Here is an 11,142-nt window from a genome sequence, read left to right on the forward strand (position 1 = left end):
ATGACATGAAGATTCTCGTGCTTATTGATGGTTCGAAGTGGAGCCAGAAGGCGGCTCTGCACGCGATTGAACTGGCAAAACGGAAAGATGCCGAGGTAGTCCTCTTCTCGGTGCTGGATATCAGGGAGGCCAAAGCGATGGCGTTCAACTTCTGCGCCCAGAGCGGCATCTGCGACCAGTTGAAGGACTACGAAGGCCGGATCTGGAAGGACATGCGTGAGAGCATCAAGGGCGATCAAAACAGCATCCTCTCCCGCTACCAGGGGGAGAAGATCCGGTGCTCGTCAAAGATCGTCGAGGGCCGGATCAGGGACGAAGTCCTCAAAGAGGCAAACTCCGGCGAATATGGGCTGGTCGTCATGGGTGCTTTCGGCAGGAGCGGAAAGGCCCGGATCAGCACCCTGCTCGAGGAGATCGGCGGCACGGTCAGACCGCCGCTGCTCGTCGTCCGGTAATCTTTTTTTGGCTGGGCCGCCCCGCGGATATAGTTTCGTGCTCCAGGAGATTGCGCCGCAGGATGGTGATGCGATCTCGCACGAAGACGCGAAGATGAGGAAAGCGTATATCACCTGCTTCGGGTTCTTCGCGCCTTCGCGCCTTCGCGTGAACGATGCATGAATGGTGCTCTGGTCTCGCAAAGCCGCGAAAAACGGAGAAGGAGAAGAGGAACGCCTCCCGGCCGGGACTGCTGACGCCCTACTTCTCCACCCGATCGAGGTCGTCCGAGAGGTCCCCCGAGAGGTCGACCGTCCAGAAGTCGCCGCCGGCCGGGAGGCGCATGGTGAAGTTCGTCGTGGTGTCAAGTTGCACGGTGCCCTCCGTCAGGGTCATATCGAGCAGGTGACCGCCGGCGGCGCGGTCGCCGGTGATGAAGTGAAGGTGGTATCCGGGAACGTTAACCCCTTCTGCGAGTGCCGGTGTCCAGAACCCGACGGCAGTCCCGGTGACGTTCTCGAACGTAAAGACCGTCTGGTTTGCCACCACATCGGCGAGCCGTGGGTAGGGGGCTTCTCCTGGACGGGCACGCTCCGCGCCACCACACGGGAGAAGGTGCCGTCCATTCTAATCGCGTAGAAGAGGTTCTTTGAAGGGAGCTCCGTCTCCAGGTAGCCCTCGAGGGCGGTCAGGTTCATCGGCTCCTCGATCGCGATCGTTATGTCCGGGTCGAAGAAGGTCGCGGCCGCGAACGGCGTCGTCGCGCTTCCGGCGACGGGATAAGCCCGCCCGTCGGTCCGGACCAGGTACCATCCGCCGTCGACGCCGACCAGTTCCCCGTCGAGCCGGTCGCCGCACCCGATCCCGAGATCCCCGTGATTCCCAAGCTCATCAAGCGTCATGCTGCCGTCGTAGACACCCTGGAGGAGCGCATCGATGGTCGATACCTGGAAGAGCGTCTCCCGGTCGGTATCTCCACCGGGCGCGGCGGGGAGGGGAGCGGTCGCAAGGCCGATGCCCGCCCCGATGATGAGGGAGGCGACGGCAATGACGATGTAGCGAAGCCGGGTGTCTTCAGCCATGAAGCACCCCTCACAACGCTCCGATATCCTCGTACCAGAGGTCGGGGTGTTTCTCGATGAACGCCTGCATCATCGTTTTGCAGACGTCGAGGTCCAGGTCGAGCACCTCGACCCCGTGGGACTCGAGGAACTCCCGCGCTCCCGGGAAGTTTGCCGATTCCCCGCCACGACCTTCCCGATCCCGAACTGGACGGCTGCTCCCGCACAGAGGTAGCAGGGCATCAGCGTGGAGTAGAGCGTACACTCCGCGTAGTTCTGGATCCTCCCGGCGTTCCTCAGGCAGTCGATTTCGGCGTGGAGTACGGGATCGTTGTACTGGACACGGCGGTTCCGTCCTCGCCCGATGATGCGGCCGTCCCGCACCAGCACCGACCCGATAGGTATTCCACCTTCCTGCAGCCCGATCTCCGCCTCTTCGATGGCACATTTCATGAATAAGTCCATGGTATCCTCCCGGGCGCTCAATTTCGTATATAAATCATCTGCAACGCCCAATCAAATATATGGAGTCCTTCCTGGATTATAAACGCATACGGAATGGAGACGGCAATCCCGGATCCGGTGGATGAAATTACTCCCCGAAGGATGCTCCTGCCTCCGGCCCAAGACGGATAACGTATCCGATTGCGTATACGTATAACCGGAGATCGTCACAGAGAGTCCAGCAGGGTCGAAGCGACCCCAAAAAAGGACATTCGACAACAGGAGTCAGTATCCCGTCAGACGCTCGGGATCTCACGCTCGGTCCCGATCTCGTCGAGCGCCTGCCGGCCGGCAAGTCTGACATCGCGGTCGGCGTCGCCGAGGAGGCGTACCAGGGGCTCCCTGGCCCGCGGGTTGCCGATCTTCCCGAGCGCCCATGCCGCCATCCTCCGGACACGGGGTTTTGCATCGTCGAGCAGCCGGATCAGCGGTTCGACTGCCCGGGGATCACCGATCCTCCCGAGCGCCCATGCTGCGCCTGCACGGACCCAGGGGCTGTCGTCCTCCAGGCTCCGTATCAGCGGGAGGACAGGCTCGCGTCCATCAAGGAGCCCGAGTGCTTTCGCCGCCTTCCACCGGACATCGACATACTCGTCGTCCAGCGCCCCGATAAGCGGTTGCACCGCACGACTATCGCCCAGCTCCCCGAGCGCATCCGCGGCCCGCCACCGGGCGTTGAGGTCCCCGGATTCAAGCATCGAGAGGTACCTGTGAAGTTTTTTCTCCCTGTCGAGGCCTTCGATCTCTCCTCCCGGTACCGGCGCATCCTCACCTGCCATAGGCCACCCCACGCCCATCTTGGGGCACCCGGGTATAAGGTTTTGCCCCGGGGGAGATGCTTTTGGGAGGTGCATTTTTCTACTCTCGCTCCCTTCACCATAGTATGGAGAGTCCGACCGGTATACCGGAGGGTACGACATTTCCCCCGGACCTGGAACGCCTCGGCATCGCCCCGGGAGCAAAGATCGATATCAGGGACCTCGATACGATGGGCAAGCGCCACAACTTCCACGTCTTCCTCTACTTCGAGGAAGACCTTGCCCGGTCTTCCACGCTCCGGGAAGACCTGCAAGAATACAGCGACGTCCCGGACCTGGAACGTCCGTTCATCAGCCTGGATGCGTTCCTCCGGTTCGCCACCGAGTCGGACCCCCTCTTCACCCGGCGCCTGGACGAGCTCCCACTGGTCGTTGAGGTCGTGGCCTACGGGGAACTCAGGATTCAGGAGGGGGGACTCGGGCCGTATGTCAAAGGAGTGATGCCGTTCCTGGACGAACTCCCGATGGAGGATACGGTCGGCGTATCCTGATCCCCCTACAGACTGTTCATCCGGGCGTTTCGGGAAATGTTATGGCCCGAAGCCCCATACCGGCCGGGCAAGGATCTTTCCTGCACCACAGAAAGATCGGAAACCTATTTTACCCCGACGTTCCATTCCACCTATCGCAGGTAGCCGGGAACAACGATCCGCTCACCCCGACGGGCGGGGTGCGAAGCACACCGGAGCCGAACCTTATATTCAAGGGAATGTTGCCGCATTGACAGATCGTGACTGCTTCACGGACGAAACGACAGTCCTCTCCAGGCCACCCTGGGGCACCCATGCCTGCCTCGTCTACCGGAGCCGACACGACCTCATCGATACCCTGGTGCCTTATTTCCAGTCGGGGCTGGAGCAGAATGCCTGCTGCGTATGGATCACCGCAGAGCCCCTACAGACAGGTGAAGCGAAGAAGGTCCTCGCAAGAAGCGTCAAAGGCCTGGACCGGCACCTGAAGCGGGGCCGGATCGAGATCCTGGACGCACGCGAATGGTACCGCCGGGACGGCGGCTTCTCATGCTCCGCTGCATTTCACGGCTGCGTCAGGAAAGGACTCGAGGCACAGGAGAGGGGTTACAAAGGCCTGTTCATCTCCGGGAACGTCTCCTGGCTGACAGTGGCGGAATGGAACGTTTTCATGGAGTACGAGGCAATGGTCAACCGGGCCATCGAAAACAGCCGGATCGCCGCCGTCTGCGCTTACCCGCTTGATGTCTGCGGGGCACGCGAACTGCTGGAGATCGCCTCCACCCACCAGCTGGCCGTCATCCGGCAGGACGGGGCATGGCGGCGGATCGCCCTGGCAGGGGAGGCAGCACCCCCGGATGAAGAGAAGAGGTGGGTTATCGGCCAGATTGAAGCGAACATCGAACAGTTCGCGACCCTTGGCGACCGGATTCGCCATCCCCTTCAGGTGCTCGTGGCGATCGCGGATCTGATCGAGAACGAGCAGTCGGATGTGATCCGGCAACAGGCGAGAGAGATCGATGCGGTCGTCAGGCAGCTCGACTCCGGCTGGGCGGGATCGAGGGGGGTCAGGGAGTACCTCATGAAACACGACCTTGCCGGACGCGACCCGGCACAGGTCACGAAACCCGGACCGTGCCCGCACCCTTCAGGATATCCAGACTCACATCGAAATTCCTGACCGTATGGGTGAGTGCGCCCATGCTGATGACGTCGACCCCGGTCGCGGCGTATCCGGCGACGTCGTCACCGGCAACCCCTCCCGAGACCTCGAGGGTCACCCGCTCCCGGAGGCCCCGCCCGACGAGCTCCCGGACAGCCTCCCGGACCGCGTCCGGCGCCATGTTGTCGAGCAGGATGATATCGGCCCCGGCAACTGCAGCCGTGATTGCGTCCTGTTCCGTCTCGACCTCCACCTCGACCGTTCGGTAGAGGCTCTGCTCCTTTGCCTTCCGTATCGCTTCCGGGAGCGGCACCAGCGCGAGGTGGTTATCCTTGATCAGGACCATGTCCGAGAGGCAGTGGCGGTGCGGGTCGCCCCCGCCGAGGACCACCGCCTTCTTATCGAGCATCCGCAGTCCCGGGGCGGTCTTCCGGGTGGCGGCAACCCGCACGTCGGGAGAGACCGCCCGGACGGCGTCGACAGACTCCCGGGTCCGGGTCGCAATCCCGCTCATGCGCCCGATGATGTTGAGCGCCGTCCGCTCAAGAAGAAGGATCGCCCTTGCGCGGCCTTCGAGTTCGAGGAGGGGCGCTCCCGCGGCAACCCTCCTGCCGTCGGCGGAATGCTGGCGGACCGCGACCCCGAAGTGCTCGAAGAGCGCCCGTGCTTCCTCGAGGCCGGCGACGATTCCCGCATCCTTCGCCCGGATCACCGCCCGGCAGGCGACGTCGGGGACGACCGCTTCGGTGGTGACGTCGCCCCACGGCGCATCCTCCCGGACAAAACGGAGCAGATCCTCGATAGGGATCATCCGCGCTCACGCTCCGATGGCGATCATCCTCTCGATCGCCCGCCGCGCCCGGTCCATAACCTCCGGGGGGAGGATGACCTCGTGCTCCTCGGACTCGATCGCCCGGCGGAGATCTTCGAGAGAGATCTTCTTCATATCCGCGCAGACAGCCTCCGGCTTCTCGTAAAAGACTCTTCCGGGGTAGAGTACCCGCAGGCGGGAAGCCATCTCCCGTTCGGTGAAGATCGACCAGGGCTCGTCTCCGCCGGCCGCGGCGTCCCGGACCATGCCCCCCGTGGAGGCTATCCGGTCGGCCTGCTCCTGGATCTCCGGCGGGCATTCGGGGTGGCAGACGATCTGACCGCCTTTTCTCCGGGCGGCCTCGACGTCGGCAAGGGTGAACCCCGTATGGACGTAGCAGTGACCGCCGGGAGGCAGGGGAATGATCGTTTTTTCGGGGAGTTCCCGCTGGACGTATGCCGCGAGGTTTGCGTCCGGCCCGAAGAGGATCGTGTCGTTTGAGAGGGACGCTACGATCCGGACCGCGTTTGCCGAGGTGCAGGTGATGTCGGCGAGCGCCTTGCTCCCCGCCGTGCTGTTGACGTAGACCACCACGGCCGCGTCGGGGTACCGCTGGCGTGCCTCCCGGATCATCTCCGGGGTCAGGAAATCGGCAAGCGGACACCCTGCGTCCTCCACCGGGATGACCACTTTCCGATCGGGGTTGAGGATCTTTGCCGTCTCGGCCATAAACCGGACACCGCAGACGACGATCAGGTCCGCCGCGGTCTCCTTCGCCTTCACCGCGAGCTCGAGGCTGTCGCCCACCACGTCGGCGAGGTCCTGGATCTCCATGGGCTGGTAGTTATGCGCCATGATGACTGCGCTCTTTTCGGCCTTGAGCGCACGAATATCCTTTTCCATTGTTACGTACCCACCACCAGAGGGTTTTCGAGGTTCTTCAAGAGCGTCAGGATGGAGAGGGCGGCCATATAACTCGTCGCCGGGTTATCGGGGCTCGGGACGTTCCTGACCCGGACGTAGATGTCCCCGAAGTCGCCCTCGACGAATATCTCGTGAATGTTTCTCTCCGCTGCAGGGTCGACCCAGAGTTCCACGTCGGCATCCCTGCCGGCAGCAAGTCCCAACGCTACTGCGACGTTGATGTTTTTGGGGTATTGCTTTATACAGTCGTGCGCCAGCCCCTTAAATATCTCTGTCCGGGCGGTGGCGGTCATCCCGAGCGACGCGGGGGGCTTTGTCGTCCGCAGGAGGAGTTTTTTCGGCGGCGAGATCTGGCCGATTTTGAGGTTATCGAGCCCGGTGATGGCGCCGCTCGGTATGCGGATCTTCTTTCCCGCCTCCCGTGCCACCTCGACGAGGCGTTCGCGGAACTCGTCGTCGGCGAGAGCTCCCCCGGAGAGGACGACGATGTCCCGCCCCGAGCGGAGGACCGCCTCGCCGTAGTACCTGACGGCATCGACCGAGGCGGCTTCCACGACGATCGAGAAGTCCTCCTGCATGAAAGCGTCGAAGTCCGTATACGGCCGGGCATGGCAGAGCGCCGCCAGTTCCTCCGCCCGCCCGGGGATGATATCGAAGACGGCGGCAACCTGGATGCTCTCGGCGTGTGTGGCGATGATATGCCCGACGTTGCCGCATCCCAGCAACCCTATTTTAATCATCGAATAAAGAAGTTGTAATAGCAGCGGTTAAGGATTGTGCTCGGCACGAAACCGGCCGGAAGAGAGGTAAAACATCCTCCAAACGACAGGTGAAATCACGCCGCCGGGATCGGTTCGGCCGCCGAACGCGCGCAGGGAGAGTCGATCACCATCACCTTTGAGGATCTGCAGGGGAGAGCGATCTACATCGAGAGTTACGGGTGCACCTACAACCACGCCGACACCCGGAGGCTCGAGGCGATACTGGAAGGTCTCGGCTGCAGGCTGACCGGGCCGGAGGAGGCGGACGCCGTGATCGTCAACACCTGCACGGTGATCGGCGCGACCGAACGAAAGATGCTCCGCCGTCTTGCCGCATTCGCCGGGCGCGATCTCTACGTGACCGGGTGCATGCCGCTCGTCCAGATGGATAAGATCCGATCGGTCTGCACGCCGCACGTCATCCACCCGGACGAGATCCACGAGCGCTCCGGCGGCGTCGGCACCCCCGGAGCAGGAGCAATCGGCGTGGTGCAGGTGGCGAGCGGGTGCGTCGGCCGGTGCAGTTACTGCATCACCCGGCTCGCACGAGGAAGGCTCAGGAGCGCACCTGCACGGGACATCCTCGACGCCGTCCGGGACCTTGCCGCGTCGGGCGCCTGCGAGATCCAGCTGACCGGGCAGGACGTGGCCGCCTGGGGGCTCGACCGGGGCGAGTCGCTCCCCGACCTCCTGCGGGAGATAGTGGAAATCCCCGGACGGTTCGCCGTCCGGCTGGGGATGATGCACCCGGCATCGGTGCTCGGGATCCTCGATCCCCTCGTCGATGCCCTCAGGAACGATAAGGTCTTCCGGTTCCTCCATCTCCCCGTCCAGTCCGGTTCCGATACCGTTCTCGAGCGGATGCAGCGCGGTTACCGTGCGGCCGATGTCGTCCGGATCGTCGATACGTTCCGGGAACGCTTCCCGGATATGATGATCTCGTCCGACTTCATCACCGGGTTTCCCGGAGAGACGGACGAAGAGTTCCGCCGGACGCTCGAACTTCTGCAGCGCGCGGCGTTCGTGAAGGTGAACATCACCCGCTACTCCCGGCGGCCCGGCACCCCCGCCGCCGCCTTAAAGGATCTCCCCGAGAGGATACGCAAAGACCGGTCCCGGGTGCTGCTCGCCGAAGCGAACCGGATCTACGACGCCTACAACGAGCGCTGGATCGGGCGGGAGACACCGGTCGTTGCGACCGAGAAGAACGTGCCGGGATCGACCGTCTGCCGCAACCCCTGCTACCTCAACGTCGTCATCACAGAGGACCTGCCGTTCGGGTTCTCAGGGAGAGCGGTGATCACGGAGAACCGGCGGCACTATGTCGTCGGTGATCTGATCCCGTCCGATGCCGGATAGAGGGTTTAGCCCCCCCGAAACTTTTTCTTCCAGGCGTTGCATATCCCCTTCCATGCAGGAGATCACCGGGCACGAACTCTCCTCGAAGAAGGCCGAATATCTCAAATACATCTATATGCAGGGCGACGTCGTGAAGACGACCGAGATCGCCACCCGGTTCTCGGTCGCGCCCTCGACGGTGACAAAAGCGCTCACGGAGATTACAAGAGCAGGATACATCGAGCATACGCCCTATCGCGGTGTGAAACTCACAACCCTTGGCACCGAATACGCCCGATTCCTGATCCGGCGCCATCGGATCGTCGCCCTGATGCTCAGCCACTACGGGCTTGAGCCCGGCGAGGCCTGCAGCGAGGCGAAGAAGATCGAGCAGTGCTTCTCAAAGGACCTCACCAACAGGATGTGTACGTCGCTCGGGCACCCGATGATGAGCGTCTGCGGGGAGATCGAGCACGATCACCGTTGCTGCTGCCCTTCCGTTGATGGGCAGAGGTGACGGCACAACGTTTTTATCCCTGCATGGAGGAAAATTTAGATCCATACCAAATCTGGAGCGGAGAATGATGGGATCGCAGGATAAAAGCAATATCACTCCTTTCTCACTCATTGCAGCTGCATTCATAGTCCTCCTGCTGACAGCAGCCACTGCGGGATGTGCCGGGACCGAGCCGCAGCAGGACGGACGGGTCGTCGTCGCGGTCACCATACCGCCCGAGCAGGAGTTCGTGGAGCGGATAGGGGGCGACCACGTCCGTGTTATCCTGCTGGTCCCGCCGGGGGCCGACCCGCACACCTATGAACCTCCGCCGGGGGTCCTCGCCGAAGTCGCGGAGGCGGATATGTATGCCGTGGTAGGTTCGGGGATAGAGTTCGAGCTCGCCTGGCAGGAGAAGATCGCCGCCCTGAACCCCGATATGCTGGTCGTCGACTGTTCGAGCGGCGTCGACCTGATCTCGACCGGGGAGGGTGGGCAGCAGCGGACCGATCCTCACATCTGGCTCTCGCCCAGAAACGCGAAGATCATGGTCGAGAACATCCGCGAGGGGCTCGCAGAAGTCGATCCGGCAAACGCCGAAGATTATCGCCGGAACGCCGATGCCTACCTGGAGGAACTCGATGCTCTGGACGCGGAGATCGCCGGGGCGCTCGCCGAATCGGGAGTGACAAAGGTCATGGTCTACCACTCGTCATGGGCCTACCTGGCCCGGGACTACGGCTTTGTCGAGGTCCCGATCGAAGAAGAGGGGAAAGAGCCCTCCCCGCAGAGGATAGAGCACCTCATCACGCAGGCAAAAGAGGAGCAGATCAGGGTGATATTTGCGTCGCCCGAGCACTCCACCCGAAGCGCCGAGGTTATCGCGGACGAGATCGGCGCCACCGTGGTGACGGTAAGCCCGCTCGCGAAGGACTACCTCGCGAACATGCGGCACGTGGCCTCGGCGTTTGCGGAGAGCGGCAGGCCATGACCGCTCCCGTGATCGAGGTCGAGGACGTCTGGGTCAGGCTGCGCGGCCACACCGTGCTCGAGGGGGTGAGCCTCGCCGTTTACCCACGGGAGTTCTACGCCGTCATCGGGCCGAACGGCGGCGGGAAGACGACGCTCCTTAAGGTGATCCTCGGCCTCCTCGCCCCCTCCCGCGGCGTAGTCCGGATCCTCGGCAGCACGGGGCCGGAGATGCGCAAAGATCTCGGCTACGTCCCCCAGTTCCGGACATTCGACTTCGAGTACCCAATCACCGTGCGGGAGATGGTCCTCTCCGGCCGCCTCGGCCACATCACCCGGAGACCCCGGCGCTACGCCGAAGAAGACCACGCCCGGACGGAGGAGGCGATCGAGACGATGCGCATCGGCGACCTCGCCGACCGGCAGATCCGGGACCTCTCGGGCGGGGAGCAGCAGCGGGCGATCATCGCCCGGGCGCTCGTCGGCGACCCGAAGGTGCTGCTCCTCGACGAACCGACGGTCTACGTGGACGCCCCGACGGCGGCGCAGTTCTACGGGATCCTTGATAGGCTCCGCGACCGGATGGCGATCGTCCTCGTGACCCACGACATCGGGGTGATCCCGGAGCACGTGACCCGGGTTGCCTGCTTAAACCGGCGCCTCTACACGCACGGCACGAACGAGGTCACGGCGGATATGCTCGAGGCCGCGTACCACTGCCCGGTGGACCTGATTGCTCATGGGGTTCCGCACCGCGTCTTTCCGGAACACCCGGGGGAGGAGTGAGTATGTTCGAGGTGCTCGGGTACGAGTTCTTCAGGAACGCGCTCGCCGCCGGAGTGCTCGCGAGCGTCGCCTGCGGGATCATCGGCACCTACGTCGTGGTGCGGCGGATGGTCTCGGTCAGCGGCGGCATCTCTCACGCGGCCTTCGGAGGGATCGGCCTCGGCTACTTCCTCGGGATAGACCCGCTCCTCGGGGCCACCGGGTTCACCGTGGCGACGGCGCTCGGGATGGGCGCGCTCGAACTCCGTGCCAGGCAGCAGATGGACACCCTCATCGGCGCGGTCTGGGCGGCCGGGATGGCCATAGGTATCCTCTTCGTCTACCTGACACCGGGATTCGCTCCCGACCTCTTCTCCTACCTCTTCGGGAACATCCTCCTCGTGCCGCGGGGAGACATCCTGCTGATGGGGGTGCTCGTGACCGTCATCGTCGCCGCCGTGGCCCTCCTCTACCGGGAACTCCAGGCGGTCACCTTCGACCCGGACTACGCAACAGTCATGAACCTCCCGGTCGAGCGGCTTTCGCTCCTCCTCCTCGTGCTGATTGCGCTCACGGTGGTTATGCTGATCCGGGTGGTGGGGATCATCCTGGTGATCGCGCTCCTCAC

General features: G+C 63.4%; 15 protein-coding genes and 1 pseudogene. 9 read left to right on the forward strand and 7 right to left on the reverse strand.

The genetic code is table 11. From position 1 onward, the window contains the following. The first annotated feature begins 5 nt into the window (after window positions 1-5). Both BRA62_RS10220 and BRA62_RS10225 read left to right on the forward strand, forming a co-directional pair. Entirely contained in the window at window positions 6-455 is a 450-nt protein-coding gene (locus BRA62_RS10220) for a universal stress protein (protein ID WP_292366468.1), read from the forward strand. 37 nt (window positions 456-492) lie between these two features. Further along, window positions 493-618, forward strand: a complete 126-nt coding sequence (locus BRA62_RS10225; RefSeq protein WP_292366469.1) for a hypothetical protein — start codon at window positions 493-495, stop codon at window positions 616-618. Between the two features lie 78 nt (window positions 619-696). On the opposite strand, the gene BRA62_RS10230 is transcribed toward BRA62_RS10225, so the two are convergent. The 4 genes and pseudogenes from BRA62_RS10230 to BRA62_RS10245 form a co-directional block, all read right to left on the reverse strand. After that, complete coding sequence (locus tag BRA62_RS10230; RefSeq protein WP_349680548.1) at window positions 697-984, reverse strand: acetolactate decarboxylase; 288 nt, start codon at window positions 982-984, stop codon at window positions 697-699. Between the two features lie 80 nt (window positions 985-1,064). Then, window positions 1,065-1,517: pseudogene (locus BRA62_RS12780) on the reverse strand (acetolactate decarboxylase); the annotation flags it as partial. A 69-nt stretch (window positions 1,518-1,586) separates the two neighbouring features. After that, window positions 1,587-1,961 carry a nucleoside deaminase gene (locus tag BRA62_RS10240; protein WP_292366471.1) on the reverse strand — a complete coding sequence of 125 codons (375 nt, stop codon included), beginning with the start codon at window positions 1,959-1,961 and terminating at the stop codon, window positions 1,587-1,589. A 275-nt stretch (window positions 1,962-2,236) separates the two neighbouring features. After that, window positions 2,237-2,779 (reverse strand): HEAT repeat domain-containing protein, encoded by a 543-nt coding sequence (locus tag BRA62_RS10245; protein ID WP_292366472.1) that lies wholly within the window; start codon window positions 2,777-2,779, stop codon window positions 2,237-2,239. 104 nt (window positions 2,780-2,883) lie between these two features. Here BRA62_RS10245 and BRA62_RS10250 point away from each other — a divergent pair, with 104 nt between their 5' ends. Together BRA62_RS10250 and BRA62_RS10255 are read left to right on the forward strand one after the other, a co-directional pair. Beyond that, complete coding sequence (locus BRA62_RS10250) at window positions 2,884-3,309, forward strand: hypothetical protein (protein WP_292366473.1); 426 nt, start codon at window positions 2,884-2,886, stop codon at window positions 3,307-3,309. Window positions 3,310-3,538: 229 nt separating this feature from the next. After that, window positions 3,539-4,468: an MEDS domain-containing protein gene (locus tag BRA62_RS10255; protein ID WP_292366474.1), complete on the forward strand. Its 930-nt coding sequence runs from the start codon at window positions 3,539-3,541 to the stop codon at window positions 4,466-4,468. Here BRA62_RS10255 and nadC read toward each other — a convergent pair. The 3 genes from nadC to nadX are packed head-to-tail and all read right to left on the reverse strand — an operon-like array spanning window position 4,407 to window position 6,925. Further along, a complete protein-coding gene (nadC, locus tag BRA62_RS10260) occupies window positions 4,407-5,261 on the reverse strand; it encodes a carboxylating nicotinate-nucleotide diphosphorylase (protein WP_292366475.1) in 855 nt (284 codons plus the stop codon). The genes BRA62_RS10255 and nadC overlap by 62 nt on opposite strands. 6 nt (window positions 5,262-5,267) lie before the next feature. Then, window positions 5,268-6,164 (reverse strand): quinolinate synthase NadA, encoded by an 897-nt coding sequence (gene nadA / locus BRA62_RS10265; RefSeq protein WP_292366476.1) that lies wholly within the window; start codon window positions 6,162-6,164, stop codon window positions 5,268-5,270. Between the two features lie 2 nt (window positions 6,165-6,166). Further along, the gene (gene nadX / locus BRA62_RS10270) at window positions 6,167-6,925 is read right to left on the reverse strand and encodes an aspartate dehydrogenase (RefSeq protein ID WP_292366477.1); all 759 of its coding nucleotides are present in this window, start codon (window positions 6,923-6,925) and stop codon (window positions 6,167-6,169) included. Window positions 6,926-7,111: 186 nt separating this feature from the next. Between nadX and BRA62_RS10275 the strand changes: the two genes are divergently transcribed. The 5 genes from BRA62_RS10275 to BRA62_RS10295 all read left to right on the forward strand — a co-directional run. Then, window positions 7,112-8,305: a MiaB/RimO family radical SAM methylthiotransferase gene (locus BRA62_RS10275; RefSeq protein ID WP_394339998.1), complete on the forward strand. Its 1,194-nt coding sequence runs from the start codon at window positions 7,112-7,114 to the stop codon at window positions 8,303-8,305. A gap of 52 nt (window positions 8,306-8,357) precedes the next feature. Then, a complete protein-coding gene (locus tag BRA62_RS10280) occupies window positions 8,358-8,801 on the forward strand; it encodes a metal-dependent transcriptional regulator (protein WP_292366478.1) in 444 nt (147 codons plus the stop codon). 64 nt (window positions 8,802-8,865) lie between these two features. Then, entirely contained in the window at window positions 8,866-9,771 is a 906-nt protein-coding gene (locus BRA62_RS10285) for a metal ABC transporter solute-binding protein, Zn/Mn family (RefSeq protein WP_292366479.1), read from the forward strand. After that, the gene (locus BRA62_RS10290) at window positions 9,768-10,535 is read left to right on the forward strand and encodes a metal ABC transporter ATP-binding protein (protein ID WP_292366480.1); all 768 of its coding nucleotides are present in this window, start codon (window positions 9,768-9,770) and stop codon (window positions 10,533-10,535) included. The genes BRA62_RS10285 and BRA62_RS10290 overlap by 4 nt, the downstream gene beginning before the upstream one ends. A 2-nt stretch (window positions 10,536-10,537) precedes the next feature. Further along, window positions 10,538-11,142, forward strand: a 605-nt coding sequence (locus BRA62_RS10295) for a metal ABC transporter permease (protein WP_292366481.1), incomplete at its 3' end; no start/stop codon positions are given.

The organism is Methanoculleus sp. UBA208 (assembly GCF_002498065.1).
In the GTDB taxonomy this organism is placed as follows: Archaea; Halobacteriota; Methanomicrobia; order Methanomicrobiales; family Methanoculleaceae; genus Methanoculleus.